The 18,104-nt window shown below is 64.2% G+C and carries 21 protein-coding genes and 2 tRNA genes; 13 read left to right on the top strand and 10 right to left on the bottom strand.

Translation table 11 applies throughout. The annotated features are described in order from the left end of the window. Positions 1–19: 19 nt before the first annotated feature. Entirely contained in the window at positions 20–475 is a 456-nt protein-coding gene (locus ACSQ3Y_RS24255; RefSeq protein WP_057269552.1) for a DUF3619 family protein, read from the bottom strand. Further along, a complete protein-coding gene (locus ACSQ3Y_RS24250) occupies positions 472–1,041 on the bottom strand; it encodes an RNA polymerase sigma factor (RefSeq protein WP_057205797.1) in 570 nt (189 codons plus the stop codon). Before ACSQ3Y_RS24250 ends, ACSQ3Y_RS24255 begins: the two co-directional genes overlap by 4 nt. Before the next feature lie 313 nt (positions 1,042–1,354). Between ACSQ3Y_RS24250 and ACSQ3Y_RS24245 the strand changes: the two genes are divergently transcribed. From ACSQ3Y_RS24245 to ACSQ3Y_RS24220, 6 genes are all read left to right on the top strand, one after another. Further along, positions 1,355–3,151, top strand: a complete 1,797-nt coding sequence (locus ACSQ3Y_RS24245; protein WP_057206217.1) for an acetolactate synthase 3 catalytic subunit — start codon at positions 1,355–1,357, stop codon at positions 3,149–3,151. Between the two features lie 167 nt (positions 3,152–3,318). Continuing rightward, on the top strand, positions 3,319–3,810 hold the full coding sequence (gene ilvN, locus ACSQ3Y_RS24240) for an acetolactate synthase small subunit (RefSeq protein WP_007857867.1): 492 nt from the start codon (positions 3,319–3,321) through the stop codon (positions 3,808–3,810). Positions 3,811–3,970: 160 nt separating this feature from the next. After that, the gene (ilvC, locus tag ACSQ3Y_RS24235; protein WP_057205799.1) at positions 3,971–4,987 is read left to right on the top strand and encodes a ketol-acid reductoisomerase; all 1,017 of its coding nucleotides are present in this window, start codon (positions 3,971–3,973) and stop codon (positions 4,985–4,987) included. Between the two features lie 276 nt (positions 4,988–5,263). Next, the gene (gene pssA, locus ACSQ3Y_RS24230) at positions 5,264–6,097 is read left to right on the top strand and encodes a CDP-diacylglycerol--serine O-phosphatidyltransferase (RefSeq protein WP_305743861.1); all 834 of its coding nucleotides are present in this window, start codon (positions 5,264–5,266) and stop codon (positions 6,095–6,097) included. 216 nt (positions 6,098–6,313) lie between these two features. Continuing rightward, entirely contained in the window at positions 6,314–7,852 is a 1,539-nt protein-coding gene (locus ACSQ3Y_RS24225) for a 2-isopropylmalate synthase (RefSeq protein ID WP_057205802.1), read from the top strand. 115 nt (positions 7,853–7,967) lie between these two features. Continuing rightward, on the top strand, positions 7,968–9,047 hold the full coding sequence (locus ACSQ3Y_RS24220; RefSeq protein ID WP_057205804.1) for a serine hydrolase: 1,080 nt from the start codon (positions 7,968–7,970) through the stop codon (positions 9,045–9,047). A gap of 221 nt (positions 9,048–9,268) precedes the next feature. Here the strand turns inward: ACSQ3Y_RS24220 and ACSQ3Y_RS24215 are convergent, their stop codons facing one another. The 3 genes from ACSQ3Y_RS24215 to aat all read right to left on the bottom strand — a co-directional run bounded on the left by ACSQ3Y_RS24215 (position 9,269) and on the right by aat (position 11,750). Next, entirely contained in the window at positions 9,269–10,114 is an 846-nt protein-coding gene (locus ACSQ3Y_RS24215) for an IclR family transcriptional regulator (RefSeq protein ID WP_057205806.1), read from the bottom strand. Between the two features lie 92 nt (positions 10,115–10,206). Next, positions 10,207–10,995: an arginyltransferase gene (locus ACSQ3Y_RS24210; RefSeq protein ID WP_436179153.1), complete on the bottom strand. Its 789-nt coding sequence runs from the start codon at positions 10,993–10,995 to the stop codon at positions 10,207–10,209. After that, on the bottom strand, positions 10,992–11,750 hold the full coding sequence (aat, locus tag ACSQ3Y_RS24205) for a leucyl/phenylalanyl-tRNA--protein transferase (RefSeq protein ID WP_436179152.1): 759 nt from the start codon (positions 11,748–11,750) through the stop codon (positions 10,992–10,994). Before aat ends, ACSQ3Y_RS24210 begins: the two co-directional genes overlap by 4 nt. Positions 11,751–11,957: 207 nt before the next feature. On the opposite strand from aat, the gene ACSQ3Y_RS24200 reads away from it, so the two are divergent. After that, entirely contained in the window at positions 11,958–12,362 is a 405-nt protein-coding gene (locus ACSQ3Y_RS24200) for a hypothetical protein (RefSeq protein ID WP_436179151.1), read from the top strand. A 29-nt stretch (positions 12,363–12,391) separates the two neighbouring features. Here ACSQ3Y_RS24200 and ACSQ3Y_RS24195 read toward each other — a convergent pair whose 3' ends face one another. Beyond that, the gene (locus ACSQ3Y_RS24195) at positions 12,392–13,060 is read right to left on the bottom strand and encodes a lysozyme inhibitor LprI family protein (RefSeq protein ID WP_436179150.1); all 669 of its coding nucleotides are present in this window, start codon (positions 13,058–13,060) and stop codon (positions 12,392–12,394) included. Between the two features lie 192 nt (positions 13,061–13,252). Between ACSQ3Y_RS24195 and ACSQ3Y_RS24190 the strand changes: the two genes are divergently transcribed. Then, complete coding sequence (locus ACSQ3Y_RS24190; RefSeq protein WP_436180167.1) at positions 13,253–13,846, top strand: molybdopterin-dependent oxidoreductase; 594 nt, start codon at positions 13,253–13,255, stop codon at positions 13,844–13,846. Positions 13,847–13,989: 143 nt separating this feature from the next. On the opposite strand, the gene ACSQ3Y_RS24185 is transcribed toward ACSQ3Y_RS24190, so the two are convergent. Then, positions 13,990–14,226, bottom strand: coding sequence for a hypothetical protein (locus ACSQ3Y_RS24185; protein ID WP_057205816.1), 237 nt, complete (start codon positions 14,224–14,226; stop codon positions 13,990–13,992). Between the two features lie 127 nt (positions 14,227–14,353). Further along, positions 14,354–14,935: a helix-turn-helix domain-containing protein gene (locus ACSQ3Y_RS24180; RefSeq protein WP_436179149.1), complete on the bottom strand. Its 582-nt coding sequence runs from the start codon at positions 14,933–14,935 to the stop codon at positions 14,354–14,356. 86 nt (positions 14,936–15,021) lie between these two features. Between ACSQ3Y_RS24180 and ACSQ3Y_RS24175 the strand changes: the two genes are divergently transcribed. Further along, positions 15,022–15,561, top strand: a complete 540-nt coding sequence (locus ACSQ3Y_RS24175) for an N-acetyltransferase family protein (RefSeq protein WP_436179148.1) — start codon at positions 15,022–15,024, stop codon at positions 15,559–15,561. Between the two features lie 123 nt (positions 15,562–15,684). Here ACSQ3Y_RS24175 and def read toward each other — a convergent pair whose 3' ends face one another. After that, positions 15,685–16,224 (bottom strand): peptide deformylase, encoded by a 540-nt coding sequence (gene def, locus ACSQ3Y_RS24170; RefSeq protein ID WP_436179147.1) that lies wholly within the window; start codon positions 16,222–16,224, stop codon positions 15,685–15,687. A gap of 205 nt (positions 16,225–16,429) precedes the next feature. On the opposite strand from def, the gene ACSQ3Y_RS24165 reads away from it, so the two are divergent. The 3 genes from ACSQ3Y_RS24165 (at position 16,430) to ACSQ3Y_RS24155 (ending at position 16,817) form a co-directional block, all read left to right on the top strand. After that, positions 16,430–16,505, top strand: a tRNA-Asn gene (locus ACSQ3Y_RS24165). Positions 16,506–16,593: 88 nt separating this feature from the next. Beyond that, a tRNA-Asn gene (locus ACSQ3Y_RS24160) sits at positions 16,594–16,669 on the top strand. Positions 16,670–16,673: 4 nt separating this feature from the next. Further along, a complete protein-coding gene (locus ACSQ3Y_RS24155; RefSeq protein ID WP_436179146.1) occupies positions 16,674–16,817 on the top strand; it encodes a hypothetical protein in 144 nt (47 codons plus the stop codon). 97 nt (positions 16,818–16,914) lie between these two features. On the opposite strand, the gene ACSQ3Y_RS24150 is transcribed toward ACSQ3Y_RS24155, so the two are convergent. After that, positions 16,915–17,271 carry a hypothetical protein gene (locus ACSQ3Y_RS24150; protein ID WP_436179145.1) on the bottom strand — a complete coding sequence of 119 codons (357 nt, stop codon included), beginning with the start codon at positions 17,269–17,271 and terminating at the stop codon, positions 16,915–16,917. A 173-nt stretch (positions 17,272–17,444) separates the two neighbouring features. Here ACSQ3Y_RS24150 and ACSQ3Y_RS24145 point away from each other — a divergent pair, with 173 nt between their 5' ends. Next, positions 17,445–17,972, top strand: a complete 528-nt coding sequence (locus ACSQ3Y_RS24145) for a hypothetical protein (protein WP_436179144.1) — start codon at positions 17,445–17,447, stop codon at positions 17,970–17,972. Positions 17,973–18,104 lie beyond the last annotated feature (132 nt).

Genomic DNA, 18,104 nt, shown 5'->3' with positions numbered 1-18,104 from the left:
CATCGGGCAGTGGGCCAAATCAGTGATTCTGCGCTGCCGTCTTGAGGAACTGGACAAATCCCGGGTCGGAGTAGGCTTCTGGAGGCAGCTCGTCGGTCAGCAGGGCGGCATCCACCTCGGCGATCTCGTTGGCGCCAAACTCGTCCTGCACCGTGCTGATGAAGAACAGGCCCACCACCAATGCGATCAGCGGCACGGCGGACACCAGGGCGTTCCACCAGCTGTTGCCTTCGCTGCCGCCACCGCCGAGGGCGGCCGAGGCGCCACTGGCCAGCACCACCGGAGCGGCTGCCCTGGCGGGGGCGCGCACGGGGGCCAGCACCTTGCGCCGGGCCAGTGCCTGCATGCGCGATGCGCGCAGGCGCTCCGAGATGTCATAGGGCAGATCCTGCGAGCCATCCGTCAGCCGCGCCGATACGCGGCGGGCAAAACGTTCTGCTGCAGCTTCCTGGGAGAGGGTCGGGGTGGTGTTCACAGTTCTATTCCTTTGGCTTTCAGTGCCTTGCTCAGGGTTTGTATGGCACGAAAACAGTGCGTTTTCACACTGCCTTCCGAACAACCCATGGCGGCTGCCGTTTCTGATACATCCATTTCTTCCCAGTAACGCATGAGGAAGGCTTCCCGTTGACGTGCTGGCAATTCTTCTATCTCGGCCTCTATCTGGTGGAAGGTCTGGGCCCTTCGGGTCAGGTCTTCGGCACTTTCGGCCTTGTCTCCGTCGTCGGGGCCGGAGTACGCCTCCAGCAGATCAAAATCCATGCCATCTTCGCCGGGCCCTTCGAAGTCGCTCATGCTCGAAAACAGTGCATTGCGTGTCTTCTGGCGCCGAAACCAGTCCAGGGTGCAGTTGGAGAGGATGCGCTGAAAGAGCATGGGCAGCTCGGCCGCCGGCTTGTCCCCATAGTGTTCGGCCAGCTTGAGCATGCTGTCCTGCACGATGTCCAGGGCCGCTTCCTCATTGCGGACGTGGTAGACCGAGCGCTTGAAGGCACGCTTTTCTACGCTTTTGAGGAAATCGGAGAGTTCTTGTTCGGTTGCCAAGACGGGTCAGCCCGGGAATGGGATGCTGCAGGGTATGCGCCAGTGCGGCGCCCCAACAACAGGTGCAGAGCCCCTCCTGAGAGGAGCCCAGCCGCCGATTATCGCATCCCCTGGTGTTTTTTTAGACGCAGCATGCATTTGCACGTGTTGCAGTGCGATAATCGCGGCTGCAATTCAAAAGGCAAACGGGTCACGGTCCGGCGCGGCAATCATCCCGCCCATGTCCTTGGCCTCAAGTTCCAAGCTGGCTCCACAAGAGTCCATGCAAGGGGCACCCAAGGTTTTTCGTCAGAGAAATTCACAAAGGTTGATCATGGAAATCTCCAAGGCCGAGCTCACTTCGGCAGCCGCTGCTTCGCAGGGCAACAACACCCCCTCCGCTTCCGGCTCTCAGGACCTCATGGGTGCCGAGATCCTCATCAAGTCGCTCCAGGCAGAGAACGTCCAGTTCATCTGGGGCTACCCCGGCGGCGCGGTTCTGTACATCTACGACGCGCTGTACAAGCAGGACACCATCCAGCACGTGCTGGTGCGCCACGAGCAGGCGGCTGTGCACGCCGCCGACGGCTATGCCCGCGCCACGGGTGAAGTCGGCGTCGCCCTCGTCACCTCGGGCCCCGGCCTGACCAATGCCGTCACCGGCATCGCCACGGCGTACATGGATTCGATCCCCATGGTGATCATCTCCGGCCAGGTGCCCACGCCCGCCATCGGGCTCGACGCCTTCCAGGAATGCGACACCGTCGGCATCACGCGCCCCATCGTCAAGCACAACTTCCTGGTCAAGGACCCGCGCGACCTGGCCATCACGCTCAAGAAGGCCTTCCACATCGCCCGCACCGGCCGCCCGGGCCCTGTGGTGGTCGATATCCCGAAGGACGTGTCCTTCAAGAAGGCGGCCTACACCGGCTACCCGCAGAGCGTGGAAATGCGCTCGTACAACCCCGTGCGCAAGGGCCACAGCGGCCAGATCCGCAAGGCGCTGCAGCTGCTGCTGGCCGCCAAGCGCCCCTATATCTACACCGGCGGCGGCGTGCTGCTGGGCAATGCCACCAACGAGCTGCGCACGCTGGTGGACATGCTGGGCTACCCGGTCACCAACACGCTGATGGGCCTCGGAGCCTACCCCGCGTCGGACCGCAAGTTCCTGGGCATGCTGGGCATGCACGGCACCATCGAAGCCAACAACGCGATGCAGAACTGCGACGTGCTGCTGGCCGTGGGCGCGCGCTTCGACGACCGCGTGATCGGCAACCCCAAGCACTTCGCGCAGAACGACCGCAAGATCATCCACGTCGACATCGACCCGTCGAGCATCTCCAAGCGCGTGAAGGTCGACATCCCGATCGTCGGCGACGTGAAGGACGTGCTCACCGAGCTGATCTCCATGGTCCGCGAAAGCAGCACCCGCCCCGATGCCGGCGCCCTGGCCGCCTGGTGGGACACCATCGAAGGCTGGCGCAAGCGCGACTGCCTGAAGTACAGCATGGGCAGTCCCGACGTCATCAAGCCCCAGTACGTGGTGGAAACGCTGTGGAACATGACCAAGGACGTGGACACCTACATCACGTCCGACGTGGGCCAGCACCAGATGTGGGCAGCCCAGTACTACCGCTTCGACGAGCCGCGCCGCTGGATCAATTCCGGCGGCCTGGGCACCATGGGCGTGGGCATTCCCTACGCCATGGGCATCAAGCTGGCCAAGCCGCAAGCCGAGGTGTTCTGCATCACCGGCGAAGGCTCGGTGCAGATGAACATCCAGGAGCTGTCGACCTGCCTGCAGTACAACACGCCGATCAAGATCTGCTCGTTGAACAACCGCTACCTGGGCATGGTGCGCCAGTGGCAGGAAATCGAATACTCCGGCCGCTACAGCCACAGCTACATGGACGCGCTGCCCAACTTCGTGAAGCTGGCCGAGGCCTATGGCCACGTCGGCATGCTGATCGAGCACCCCAAGGACGTCGAGCCCGCGCTGCGCGAAGCACGCAAGCTCAAGGACCGCACGGTGTTCATGGACTTCCGTACCGACCCCACCGAGAACGTGTTCCCGATGGTGCAGGCCGGCAAGGGCATCACCGAAATGCTGCTGGGCTCCGAAGACCTGTAAACACAGGCCTTCGGCTCCCGCTGCGGCCTGCAGCAACGGCCATGTTGTTGCCGCAGGCCAATCTCCTGCTATCAGTCCGATAGCTTCACTTCGACGAATCTATTGCCTGCCGAGCCTGCGCATTACCGTGCGCAGGGGAGGGCAGCGAAAAGAGGAATGTCTTCACCATGAAACACATCATTGCCGTTTTGCTGGAGAACGAACCCGGTGCGCTGTCGCGCGTCGTGGGCCTGTTCTCTGCCCGTGGCTACAACATCGAATCGCTCACCGTGGCGCCCACCGAGGATCCATCGCTCTCGCGCATGACGATCCAGACCACGGGCTCCGACGACGTGATCGAACAGATCACCAAGCACCTGAACCGCCTCATCGAAGTGGTCAAGGTGGTCGACCTCACCGAGGGTGCCTACACCGAGCGCGAGCTCATGATGGTGAAGGTGCGCGCCGTGGGCAAGGAGCGCGAAGAGATGAAGCGCATGGCCGATATCTTCCGCGGCCGCATCATCGACGTGACCGAAAAGAGCTACACCATCGAGCTCACCGGTGACCAGTCCAAGAACGACGCCTTCCTGCAGGCCATCGACCGCACCGCCATCCTGGAAACCGTGCGAACCGGCGCCAGCGGCATCGGCCGCGGCGAGCGAATCCTGCGCGTGTAACGGATTTGCCTTCGACCGGCTAGCGTCGTTGGGCAGCCTTGCTGTGCCAAAGCACTGTCTGCGGCTCCCCGCCTAGCCATCCGGCCGAATCCAAATCCGATGTAAGACAATCGACTGTTTATTTTTCAACCCAAACAACGTATTTCAACCGGAGCGACCCATGAAAGTTTTCTACGACAAAGACTGTGACCTGAGCCTGATCAAGGGCAAGACCGTTGCCATCATCGGCTACGGCTCGCAGGGCCACGCCCACGCACAGAACCTGAACGACAGCGGCGTGAAGGTCGTGGTCGGCCTGCGCAAGGGCGGTGCCTCGTGGGACAAGGTTGGCAAGGCCGGCCTGAACGTGATGGAAGTCAACGACGCGGTCAAGGCCGCCGACGTGGTCATGATCCTGCTGCCCGACGAGCAGATCGGCGAGGTCTACACCAACAACGTGGCCCCCAACATCAAGCAAGGCGCTTCGCTGGCCTTCGCCCACGGCTTCAACGTGCACTACAACCAGGTCGTGCCCCGCGCCGACCTCGATGTGTGGATGGTCGCCCCCAAGGCCCCTGGCCACACCGTGCGCAACACCTACACCCAGGGCGGCGGCGTGCCCCACCTGGTGGCCGTGCACCAGGACAAGTCCGGCAAGGCCCGTGACCTGGCTCTGTCGTACGCCATGGCCAATGGTGGCGGCAAGGCCGGCATCATCGAGACCAACTTCAAGGAAGAAACCGAGACCGACCTGTTCGGCGAACAGGCCGTGCTGTGCGGCGGTGCCGTCGAGCTGATCAAGATGGGTTACGAAACCCTGGTCGAAGCCGGCTACGCCCCTGAAATGGCCTACTTCGAATGCCTGCACGAGCTCAAGCTCATCGTGGACCTGATCTACGAAGGCGGCATTGCCAACATGAACTACTCGATCTCGAACAACGCCGAGTACGGCGAGTACGTGACCGGCCCTGAAGTCATCAACGAGCAGTCGCGCCTTGCCATGCGCAATGCCCTGAAGCGCATCCAGAGCGGCGAGTACGCCAAGATGTTCATCCAGGAAGGCCGCCTGAACTACCCGAGCATGACCGCCCGCCGCCGCAACACCGCCGACCACAGCATCGAAGTGGTGGGCGGCAAGCTGCGCGCCATGATGCCCTGGATCGCCAAGAACAAGCTGGTCGACCAGACCCGCAACTGACCGCGCGATCCACTGCGCCCTGCGTACACGATCCCAAAGGCCACTTCGGTGGCCTTTTTCGTTGCCGGGTGGGGCTGGGCATGTCGCCTGCGGCGGGCCGCATGGCCTTGCGTAATCAATTGTTAACAGGCGCATGGCCCGGGTGCCTGCCGGTGCAGCTACACTGCGCCTTCGGTTCTCTCGGAGGGGGTGCCATGCGCCGTGCGGCGCAGGTGCCGATTACTATAAATTGGGTAGCTGTTCACGCCGGCCGGTCTGGCGATGGAGATTTGTTCGATGCATGACGGCAAGGATTCCGCCGACGGTTCTGGCGTGATGGTGCGCAAGCGGCGCAAGGGCATCTACATCCTGCCCAACCTGTTCACGCTGGCGGCGTTGTTCGGGGGCTTCTATTCCATCGTGATGGCCATGAACGGGCGCTTCGACCTGGCGGCCGTGGGCGTGTTCTGCGCCATGGTGCTCGACAGCCTGGACGGGCGCGTGGCCCGCATGACCAACACGCAAAGCGCCTTCGGCGAGCAGATGGATTCGCTGTCGGACATGGTGTCCTTTGGCGCCGCACCCGCGCTCATCGCCTACGAATGGTCGCTCAAGGGCCTGGGCCGCTGGGGCTGGATCGCGGCCTTCGTCTACTGCGCCTGCGCCGCGTTGCGCCTGGCGCGCTTCAACGTGAACACGGGCGTGGTCGACAAGCGCTACTTCCAGGGCCTGCCGTCGCCTGCAGCCGCTGCGCTGGTGGCCGGCTTCATCTGGCTCATGACCGAGCTCGGGGTGCAACGCGGCATGGACACCTGGCTCACCTGGAACCAGGTCACCTGGATCATGTTCGCCTTCACGCTGTACGCCGGCCTCACCATGGTGACCAACGTGCCGTTCTACAGCTTCAAGGACATCCAGATGAAAAAGAGCGTGCCCTTCGTCGTGATCGTGCTGATCGCGCTGGGCATCGCCGTCATCAACATCTCGCCGCCCATCATGCTGTTCAGCGTGTTCGTGCTGTATGGCCTGAGCGGCTACGGCGTGTACGCCTGGCGCAAGGCCAAGGGGCAGCACAGCAGCGTGATCAGCACCTCCACCGACGAACCCGACGAGCGCGGCCTGCACAAATGACGGCAGCGCGCCGCATTGGCTGCACTTGTGCTACATTGCACGGCATGAACACGTTGGCCATTGCAATCCTACTGCTAGCTCCCCACGGGCGGAGACGGTAGGCGCACGCGCACACGTTTTCCACAAAGGCCCGTATGCACCCGCAACGGGCCTTTTGCTTTGGGCGCCAGAATTCAGCGTTGCGGACCACCCCACCATCAATACCAGGAGAACCCCATGGCCGACAAACTCATCATTTTCGACACCACCTTGCGCGACGGCGAGCAATCGCCCGGCGCCTCCATGACCAAGGACGAAAAGCTGCGCATCGCACGCCAGCTCGAGCGCCTGAAGGTGGACGTGATCGAAGCGGGTTTTGCGGCCAGCTCCAACGGCGACTTCGAGGCCGTGCAGGCCATTGCCCACGCCATCAAGGACTCGACCATCTGCTCGCTCTCGCGCGCCAACGACCGCGACATCTCGCGCGCGGCCGAAGCGCTCAAGGGTGCCAACAGCGCTCGCATCCACACCTTCATCGCCACCTCGGCGCTGCACATGGAAAAGAAGCTGCGCATGACGCCCGAGCAGGTGCTCGAGCAGGCGCGCCAGTCGGTGCGCTTTGCCCGCAACCTGGTGGCCGACATCGAGTTCAGCCCTGAAGACGGCTACCGCAGCGACCCGGACTTCCTGTGCCGCGTGCTCGAAGCGGTGATCGCCGAGGGTGCCACCACCATCAACGTGCCCGACACCGTGGGCTACGCCATCCCCGAGCTGTACGGCAACTTCATCAAGACGCTGCGCGAGCGCATTCCCAACAGCGACAAGGCCATCTGGTCCGTGCACTGCCACAACGACCTGGGGATGGCCGTGGCCAACTCCCTGGCCGGCGTGAAGATCGGCGGCGCCCGCCAGGTCGAGTGCACCATCAACGGCCTGGGTGAGCGCGCCGGCAACTGCTCGCTCGAAGAAGTCGTCATGGCCATCAAGACGCGCCGCGACTACTTCGACCTGGACCTGAACATCGACGCCAAGCACATCGTGGCCGCCAGCCGCATGGTCAGCCAGACCACCGGCTTCGTGGTGCAGCCCAACAAGGCTGTGGTCGGCGCCAACGCCTTCGCCCACGCCAGTGGCATCCACCAGGACGGCGTGCTCAAGGCGCGCGATACCTACGAGATCATGCGCGCCGAAGACGTGGGCTGGAGCGCCAACAAGATCGTGCTGGGCAAGCTCAGCGGCCGCAACGCCTTCAAGCAGCGCCTGCAGGAGCTGGGCGTGAGCCTGGAGAGCGAGACCGAGGTCAACAGCGCCTTCACCCGCTTCAAGGAGCTGGCCGACCGCAAGAGCGAGATCTTCGACGAGGACATCCTGGCCCTGGTCAGCGACGAGAGCGTGACCGCCGAGAAGGAGCAGTACGGCTTTGTCTCGCTGTTCCAGCAGAGCGAAACCGGCGAGCACCCCCGTGCGCGCATTGTCTTCACGGTGGACGGCCACGAAGTGCGCGGCGAGTCCGAAGGCAATGGCCCGGTGGATGCATCCTTGAAGGCCATCGAGTCCCACGTCAAGAGCGGTGCCGAGATGGTGTTGTATTCCGTCAACGCCATCAGCGGCTCCACCGAGAGCCAGGGCGAGGTCACCGTGCGCCTGCAGAACAGCGGCCGCGTGGTCAACGGAGTGGGCGCTGACCCCGATATCGTGGTCGCGTCAGCCAAGGCCTACCTCAGCGCGTTGAACAAATTACAAAGTAAAGCTGACCGGGTGGCTGCACAGGGATAAGTGTTGAATTTATAATTCATTCACTTTCTTGGAAAGTCGCGCAAGGTCTTGATCTTGCGCGACTTTTTTTGATTCTGTACACTGGCCCACACTTCTTACCCTTTGGAGCACTTTGATGCACCATGGCCGCAGCACCGCAATGAACCGTTTTTTCCAGCTTCTGGGCTTTGTTGTTGTGAGTGCGGCGCTTGCGTCGCCCATGGCACATGCCAACGAGCGCAAGAAGGCGCCCGCCAAGAAGCAGGTGGCATCCGCCACCGCCAAGAAGTCCGCCGGCCCGCGCAAGGCCGCCGTTGCCGCCAAGCCGGTGCGCGTCTCGGCCAAGACCTCCAGGGCCGCCACCCGCGTGGCCTTCATCCCCGCCAAGCCATCGTTTGGCCAACTGGCCGGCCTGCACGAAGTCAATGACCCCCTGGACCTCAAGTCCAGCGTGGCCCTGGTGATCGACCAGGACACCCATGAAGTGCTGCTCAGCAAGAACGACCACGCCGTTCTGCCGATCGCATCGCTCACCAAGCTCATGACCGGCCTGATCATCTCCCAGGCCAAGCTGCCCATGGATGAGCAGTTGACCATCACCCAGGACGACGTGGACACCGAAAAAGGCAGCCGCTCGCGCCTGACCGTCGGTTCCACCATGACCCGTGGCGAAATGCTGCACCTGGCCCTGATGTCCAGCGAGAACCGCGCCGCCCACGCCCTGGGCCGCACCTTCCCCGGTGGGCTGGACGTGTTCGTGGCGCAGATGAACGCGAAGGCGCGCCTGCTGGGCATGACCGACACCAAGTACGTCGAGCCCACGGGCCTGTCCAGCCGCAACCAGAGCAGCGCCCGCGACCTGGCCACGCTGGTCAACGTGGCCCACGGCGACCCGGTGATGCGCGAGCTGTCCACCTCGCCCGGCTACGAGCTGGCCCTGGGCGCGCGCACCCTGCAATTCAACAACACCAACGGCCTGGTGAAGAACCCCACCTGGGACATCGGCCTGCAAAAGACAGGCTACATCTCCGAAGCCGGGCGCTGCCTGGTGATGCAGGCCCAGTTCGCTGGCCGCAAGGTCATCATGGTGTTCCTGGACTCGGCCGGCAAGTTCAGCCGCCTGGGTGACGCCGAGCGCGTGCGCCACTGGGTCGAATCCATGCCCGCCGCCATCAGCCCCGTGAAGACTGTCGTCCACGGCAACACCAACGGCTGATACGGCTTTGCCTTCAACCGGCTAACGTCGTTGGGGAGCCTTGCCGTGCTACAGCACTGTCTGCGGCTCCCCGCCTGGTTATCCGGTCGAATGCAAATCCGCAGGAAGGCTTTTGCCAACCCTGTGGGCGTGTAGGTAGTAGACAAAAACAAAACCCCGGTGGCGCGAGCCCCGGGGTTTTGTTTTTTGTACCTGATGGTCGGCCTTGCCGGCCGCACCTTTCAGTCGGCGGGCGTGTGCGCCATGTCGCTGCCGTGCAGCGATGAGGACAGGGCGGGCGTAGGCGCCTTGGCCTGCACGTAACCCAGCGCCAGCGAGATCTCCTGCGCCGTGGCCTGCAGCTTGGCCATCCAGCCCTCGTCCAGCCGGTCGGCCGGGGCCGAGATGGACAGGCCGGCCACCAGCTTGGCCTGGTCGTCGTACACGCCGGCGGCCATGCAGCGCACGCCCAGTTCCAGCTCCTCGTTGTCGCGGGCAATGCCGTACTGGCGCGCCTTGGCCAGCTCGCGCTCCAGCACGGGCAACTGGGTGATGCTGTTGCGGGTGTGGCCGGCCAGCCCGGTGCGGGTGGCATAGGCGCGCACGCGCTGCGGGTCGTCCAGCGCCAGGAAGAGCTTGCCGGTGGAGGTCAGGTGCAGCGGCGCACGGCCGCCGATGGCGCGCACCACCTGCATGCCCGAGCGCTCGCTGTAGGCGCGCTCCACATACACGATCTCGTCGCCCTGGCGCATGCTCAGGTTCACCGGCTGCTGGATCAGCTTGTGCAGGTTGCGCATGGGGGCCAGCGCCGCATCGCGCACGCTCAGGCGCGCCTTCACCAGGTTACCGAGCTCCAGCAGGCGCATGCCCAGCCGGTAGCTGCCCGACTCGGGCCGGTCCACAAAGCGGCCGATGGTCAGGTCGTTCAGGATGCGGTGCGTGGTGGAGGGATGCAGACCCGTCTTCTCGCTGATTTCCTTGAGCGAGATGGCGTCCTCACGCGATGCGAGCACGTCGATCAGCGTGAACATGCGCTCCAGTACCTGGACGCTGGGTTTGATCGGGATACCAGGGTCGATTTTTTTCATGGGCTGCAGGAATGCGGGAACGGTGTGGAGTAAGGGATATCCACAACATCCTCTGATCGCTGCATCTTACCTTGTGAAATGCAATGGCACCATCAGGTTCCCTGGGCGGCCCCGCCCGGGGTGCCACCTGCGTGACTGCTGCGGTCCACGCGCTGCCACACATTGTCCTGGCGGATCTCGTGCGGCAGAAAGCGCGCCTTGTAGTTCATCTTCGGGCTCGCGGCGATCCAGTAGCCCAGGTACACATAGGGCAGGCCCATGGCACGCGCCTGCTCGATCTGCCAGACCACGTTGTAGGTGCCGTAGCTGGCGCGCGCCTCGGGCTCGTAGAAGGTGTATACGGCCGACAGGCCGTCGTTGAGCACGTCTAGGATGGACACCATCTTCAGCGCGCCGGGCTCGCCGGTGGCGGCATCCACCTCGCGGAACTCCACCAGCCGCGAGTTGACCCGGCTTTGCAGCAAAAACTGGGTGTACTGGTCGATGCTGTCCTGGTCCATGCCGCCACCCGCGTGCCGGCCGTTCTGGTAGCGCAGGTACAGCTGGTAGTGCTCGGGCACGAAGCACAGGCGCAGTACGCGCGCCTGCAGCGCACCGTGCTGCACCGCCGAGCGGCGCTGGCTGCGGTCGGGGCGAAACTCGCTGGCGCGCACGCGCAGCGGAGTGCAGGCCTGGCAGCCATCGCAATAGGGGCGGTAGGTGAACATGCCGCTGCGCCGAAAGCCAGTGGCCACCAGGCCCGAGTACACATCGCTCTGGATCAGGTGGCTGGGCGTGGCGACCTGCGACCGCGCCTGCCTGTCCGGCAGGTAGCTGCACGGGTAGGGCGCTGTCGCATAGAACTGCAGGGTCTGCAGCGGCAGGTCGTTGAGTTGCGTCATGCCATGGGCGTGGGGTGGGCCAGCAGTTGATTCCAGTATACGGGCTCGAAAGTCCACGCGCCGCCCGGCAGGTCTTGCGCCACGGCGATCTTGCGCAGGAACTGGTTGCGCGGGATCTCGCGCGCCCCCAGCGACGCCAGGTGGCGCGTGTTCTGCTGGCAGTCGATCAGCGCCACGCCCTGCACACGGCAAAGTGCCACCAGCGCCGCCAGCGCGATCTTCGAGGCATCGGTCGCATGCGCAAACATCGACTCGCCAAACACCGCGCGCCCCAGCGCCACGCAGTACAGCCCGCCCACCAACTTGCCATCGACCCAGGTCTCCACGCTGTGGGCCGAGCCCGCTGCGTGCAGCGCCTCGTAGGCGCGCACCATGTCCGGCACGATCCAGGTGCCCGCCTGCCCCTCGCGCGGGGTGGACGAGCAGGCGCGTATCACCTGGCCAAAGGCCGTGTCCACGCGCACCTCGCAGTGGCTGCTGGCGGCAGCAAACTTCTGCAATGTCTTGCGCAGCGAGCGGTGCAGCCGGAACTCGGCCACCGGCAGCACCATGCGCGGGTCGGGCGCCCACCACAGAATGGGCTGGCCCTCGCTGAACCAGGGGAAGGTGCCCTGCCCATAGGCCGCCCGCAGGTGCTCCACGTCCAGCGCTCCACCGGCGGCCAGCAGGCCCGGCGCCGGATCGCGGGGGCCCCAGGCACTGGCCGGGTGGGGGAAGGGGTCATGGGGTTCCAGCCAGGGGAGTTGGGCGGGCATGGGGGCGGGGTGTGCGAACGATGGGCCCATTGTGCGGCAACATCCTGCCCGTGAGAGGCGCAGCCCGCAGGCGCGATGTCTGCTGCAGGCGACAGATGCCCCGCGCTGGCACCGTGATCGGCAGGCCCTGGCCACCGGCCATTGCACAATGCCGCGATGCCCAGACCCGAGAGAAAAACCACCATGCGCCTTGGATGCGCGCTCATCTTGCTGCTGCCCGTTCTTGCTGGCTGCCAGCGGCAGGAGGCGCCCAACGTCTTTTATGAACGCTACTACCAGCAATCGGCTGCGGGCATCGCCTCCCTGGAGGAGGAAGCCCGCTTCCACTCCGCGCGCAAGCATGCGGAGGTCGAGCGCAGGATCCCTGCGATGATGAAGCTGATGGGCAAGAGCCGCGAGGAGGTGGCGCGCATCGAGCTGGACATGTCCGGCACACTCGCGCGCTGCAAGCAGATCGAACTGGCGGAGCAAAGCGTGTCCGGCACCGTGGCCGAGCTGACCTACCGGCAAAAGGATGTCTGCGGCGGCACCTCCACTGCACCGCAAACGCAAAAGGTGCGTCTGGTGAACGAGGACGGCTGGAAAATCGACCGCGTGGAAGTCCGGCTGTAGGGCCTGCAGCCTAGGCCTGTACCTGAGCGCTACTTGCGCCGGTACTCGCCCACGAAGGTCACGTGCATGCCGCCGCAGCCGTCATCGTCCTTCACGGCCAGTCCACCGCGCTGCAGCGCCAGCGTGGCCGTGCAGCCGTCACCGTCGTACGCCAGCAGCCCGTTGCGCAGGGTGCCCACGCCGCGTATCTCGCCCACATTGACCTGACCATTGGTGGCGTTGGGGCCGTACCAGACTGCGTCGCCCGCCAGGTAGACCTTGCCGTCCTGCAGGCCGACGATGGCCAGGCTGGCGCTGTCCTTGTCGGACTTGCCCTGGAGGTAGCGGGTGTATGCGCCATTCCACTTGGCGCTTGCTGCGGTGGCGGGCGCAACGCTCTGTAGCAGGGCAATGCGGCCTGCGAACTCCTGGCCCAGGCAGCGGGCGTTTTTGCACTGCGTGACCTCATAGGATTGGAGCCATTCGCGCTGCCACTGCACCAGCTGCGGCCGGGCTTTGGAGCGCGTGATGGCCTCCTTGAAAGCAGTGTTGAGTTGCTCGTCCAGCGCGGAGAGCGGGGCATCCGAGCAGATCAGCTTTTCCATGGCCGAGCGGGCCTTGGCGCAATCGAAACTGGCAGCGCTGGCCAACGGGGCCAGGGCTGCGAACAGTGCCGCCAGGGCAAGGCGCAACAAGGGCTGGGCAAGGGTGGTCGGCATGGCGGGGTTCCTGCTCGGTGAGAATTTGCGCGCGAATCGTGCGGCTGGCAGAAATCATACGATCCCGCCAGGCCAATTGCCGCTTGACACAAGCGCATGCCAAACGCACGCTACGGCCCCGCGCCCGGCCTGGCTGGGCGCACCGCACCAGCGATCCATACCAACAACCAACCATCGGAGAGAACCATCGTGATCAACAAGCGTGATTTTGTCGCCAGCGTCGGCCTGGCAGGGGTGATGCTGCCGGCTGCCAATGCCATCGCGGCCCCCGGCAACAAAGCCGGCAATGCGCAGCCCGCCCTGCTGACGGTGAGCGGCGCCGTCGGCAAGACCAATCGCGGCGCGCTCGACCCCGCCATCGACCAGATGATGGGCAAGCACAGCATCCAGTTCACCAAGGCCTTCGCGTTCGACGCGGCCGCGCTGCAACGCCTGCCTGCAGTGACCATCAAGCCCACGCTCGAATACGACGGCAAGCCCCACACGCTGGAAGGCCCGTTGCTGGTCACGGTGCTCGAAGCCGCTGGCGTGCCGCGCAACAGCAACGTGCAACTGGGCCTGCGCGCGGTGGATGGCTACAACGTCGCCATCAGCCTGGCCGATGCGGCGCAGTACCGCATGATCGTTGCCACCCGCATCGACGGCCAGCCCATGGCGCTCGGCGGCCTGGGGCCGCAGTGGGCGGTGTACGACGCCGACAATGTGGCCCCCTTCAAGGACAAGCCCGTGAAGGAACGCTTTGCACTGTGCCCCTGGGGCATGTACCACATCGACGTGAAAGCTTGAGCCTGGACTTTGATGCCGGCATCTCAGAAAGTCCTCTATAGGTGTCATCGCATCCCTTCTCAGCGGCAACTGGTGCAGGCAGGCAGCAAGAGTCGTCGGGCCAGACGCAGCAACGACGCCAGAAGAGTTTTGTCAGCCGTTTCTTAGCGCGTCTTGTCGTCGGTCTCGCCCGTCACGCCGGTGCCCTGCCGCGATGCCGGTTTGGGGTTGGGGTGCTCTTCAATGGCGCCCAACCGATGTCCCGATGGGTCTACCGCATCCACCGGCCCCACCCCCGGCTGCTCTCCGCCGGGCCGGTTGGCGTACGCTGGGCCGGGCGTGCCGCTTTCGTCTTTCAAACCATACTGGTTGTAGCCGGGCTTGGGGGTGTTGCTGGGCATGGCGTGCTCCTGGGGATTGAAGCCTTCATGCTAGGCGCGCTGCTTATGGCAGCTTGTAGGACCCTGTCGGCTGCGCCGGTGCTCGCCGTCCTGCCAGCGCTTTGGCAGCATGTGGTTCGCATGTGGTTCAGTTGCTGCGCAACAGCACCACGGCGTAGGTGCAGTCCGCCGCCGTTTCGTTGCTGAACACGCAGTCCGCAGGCGGCCCCAGTTCCAGGCAATCCCCCGCATCCATCGCATGCCGGGTGTCGCCCTCCATGAAAACCAGCGAGCCGGCCAGCACCCAGATCAGCTGCCGCTTCGCCGTGTAGGCCGCTGCAGGCATGGGCACCCGCGCGCCGGCAGGCAGCACCACCTGCACCAGGTCCAGCGGCAGGTCGGAAGGGGGCGACACATGCGTGCGCACATAGCGGGTCTGCGGGTCGGTCCACACCGGCTGGTCGGCTCGGCGCAGCAACCGGCCTTCCTTGGCCTCGGCGCGCGCGATCAGCTGCGACATGCTCAGCCCGAACGCTCCCGACAGCCGCGCCAGCAAGGTGGCTGTGGGGCTCGATTCGCCCCGCTCCAGCTTGTGCACCATGGCCCGCGACACACCCGAGTGCGCCGCCAAGTCGGTCAGCGACCAACCCCGCCCCTCGCGCTCGATGCGCACCCGGGCACCAATGCGCTGGCTCAGGCTATCGACGGCAGTATCTACTTTGGTGGACATGTGTTTCATCATGATGGACAATAATCCACCAAAATACCTTATTCGTCCATCATAGTGGATGGCGGACCTTGCAACCCCTGACAGCCATGACCACCCTACAGATACGCGATGCCCATGCGGGCGACATCGAAGGCATCCTCGCCATCTACAACGACGCCGTGGCCAACACCACCGCCATCTGGAACGAAACCCTGGTGGACGCCGCCAACCGCGCCGCCTGGCTGGCCGACCGCCAGCGCCTGGGCTACCCCGTGCTCGTCGCCGTTGACGACCAGGGCGCCGTGGCCGGCTATGCCTCGTTCGGCGACTGGCGCGCTTTCGACGGCTACCGCCACACCGTCGAGCATTCGGTCTACGTGCACCAGAACGCCCGCGGCGCGGGCCTGGGCAAGCGGCTGATGCAGGCCCTCATCGAACGCGCCCGCGCCATCGGCAAGCACGTCATGGTCGCCGGCATCGAGGCCGGCAACACCGCATCAATCCAGTTGCACGAGCGCCTGGGCTTCACCCAGGTGGGCCTGTTGCCCGAAGTGGGCACCAAGTTCGGCAAGTGGCTGGACCTGGCCTTTTTGCAGCTCAAGCTGGATGCGCGGACGGATCCTGATGGGGCAGGGCGGGGCGGCTGACCCGGCCTGTTGTTGATCCCTGCGGATTGGCATTCGCCTGGATAACTAGGCGGGGCGCCGCAGACAGTGCTGCTGCACGGCAAGGCGCTCCAACGACGTTAGCCGGGCGAAGGCAAATCCGCATCAGTCGTCTTCCTGAGCACTTATTTCTGGGAACAGGATTTCCGTGTACCCAAACTGGGTAAAGTCCCGCACCCGCATCGGGTACAGCTTGCCGATCAGGTGGTCGCACTCGTGCTGCACCACCCGGGCATGGAAGCCATCCACCGTGCGGTCGATCGGGTCGCCATACAGATCGAACCCCGTATAGCGAATGCGCGACCAGCGCGGCACCTTGCCCCGCAGGCCCGGCACCGACAGGCAGCCCTCCCAGTCCTCTTCTTCCTCATCACCCAGCGGAGTGATCACCGGGTTGATCAGCACCGTGGGTGGCACGATGGGGCGACTCGGGTAGCGCGGGTTGCGGTCGTTCGAGCCAAAGATCACCAACTGCAAGTCCACCCCGATCTGCGGCGCCGCCAGCCCCGCGCCGTTCACGGACTGCATCGTCTCCAGCATGTCGCGCACCAGCAGGTGCAGCTCGTCCGTATCGAACGCGGTCACGGGCTGGGCCACGCGCAGCAGGCGCGGGTCGCCCATCTTCAGGATGGTGTGTATGGTCATGGGGCTGGAAGCAATGAGTGGATGAATGCGTGCTGTCATCAGGGTCGGCCACATCATGCCGCAAGGCCGCCAACCCCGCAGCCAAAGGGCCCGCGAGCCTCTTGCCACCCGTGCATGTTCCGCGCGGAACACAGCCCGATGGCCAAGATCATCGCGCCGAGTGGAAAACGCCCAAGTTTTGTGTATATAATCTAAGTCTTGATGTTCCTCGATAGCTCAGTTGGTAGAGCGCCGGACTGTTAATCCGTAGGTCCCTGGTTCGAGCCCAGGTCGAGGAGCCAAAAATTCAGTGCCAGGCCCTGCATGTGTACGTGGGGCCTTTCACTTAGTCAGCCGATGAGCAGGCTGGCTTGAGTTAGTACCAATCATTCCTCAATAGCTCAGTTGGTAGAGCGCCGGACTGTTAATCCGTAGGTCCCTGGTTCGAGCCCAGGTTGAGGAGCCATTCAATGGCAACAGAAGGCTACTCTTTGCAGGGTGGCCTTTTTGCTTTGGGGTTGCGGATCATTGGCCACTTCTATGCTGCCATCCGTCGGTGGACTGCTGCAGGCATCCCTGTTGGTGCTGAATTCGACGTACGGGATTTGCGCTGATCCGTCCTTGCGCATGCCGGCATGTTGCCGCCCTGGGGCCGTGCGGAAGAGGGGGAAGAAAGCCGGCGCCCTGGCTGCGCTGGTGGTTGGTTGCCCGCTAATGCGACACAGGTCGCGCTGCATTCGCTGCCTTGCTGGCCTCGATCTCCTTGTCGCTCTTGGCTTGGGCATCCGGGGTGAGAAAGCTAACCCAGCACTTGGTATCGCACTGCATCCTGATCCGAACCTCTGGCGCGGACCAAGTGGCTACGCCTTGTCCCGGTTTCATGGGGGTCTGTTGAGGAGCGCCGAACCGTGCGCCAATGGACTGGACGATCTCGTTCAACCGGGAGACGTCGCGGGTCTCCACCGTGATGTCTTCCAGCACCAAGCCCTTCGTCACCGTGAAGTTGAAACTGGAATGCTCGGCCCAGCTCGGTAGCTTGTCCTTCTTGGCTAGGTGCACCATGCCCATCCGTCCCCCTCCTTGGTCACGAAAGGCTTGCTTTGCGCTGCGGCCCGCCAATCTCCAGCCTGTAGGACAACTGCCCGAGAGCGATGGCCTGGGGCGGGGCCTGTCCTGTCACGGTGCGTAAACCAGTACGATTGCACAGGTCAGGTGGGCAGGCTATGCGCAGGAGAACATTAATGATGATCCGCAAAAGGCCTCGATCGGGTTGGCAGGCGGGAGCACTGAGGTCGTGCATTGCCGTGGCCTGTTGCGGCCTTTTGGGCATGGCCGCATCGGCTGGTGTGACCGACGGTGACCTGTTCGGCCACCGCCTGGGCACCCGCCTCGCGACGACCCCGGCCACCATGGGCTATTGGAGCCAGGGTCGGGCCATCATCATGGTCGACAAGCCTGAGATTCCGCCCGAGTTCGAGAAGCTCGAGCTGCCCACCACCCCCAAGACCTACACCATCGGCAACATCTACGCGAGCAAGAGCCTGCCAAATAACCATGTCTCCGGTCTGTACAACGATCCAGAGAATCAACTTCTTGAGTCGCGCCCCACGTGGGCGCGTGGATTGAAACAGCACGGTGTTTTCCTTGCCGTCACCCTGACCGTTGTCGCGCCCCGCGTGGGCGCGTGGATTGAAACGGGACCTTCAAGTCCGCAAAGCGGGCCGCGCGCACTGTCGCGCCCTGCGTGGGCGCGTGGATTGCAACGGTAGTTGCTTGCCGCCCTTATGTCTGCAGCTCTCGGCCGCCCCCCAGGCGCGCGCGATTGCACAGCCCGGTCCGAGCCCCTCCTGGAACAGGGCCGTAAAAAGCAAAACGCCCACAGCGAAGCTGCAGGCGTTCAT

The organism is Acidovorax sp. LjRoot66 (assembly GCF_964253305.1).
Lineage (GTDB): Bacteria > Pseudomonadota > Gammaproteobacteria > Burkholderiales > Burkholderiaceae_C > Acidovorax.
This window is presented reverse-complemented; position numbering and strand designations above follow the sequence as displayed.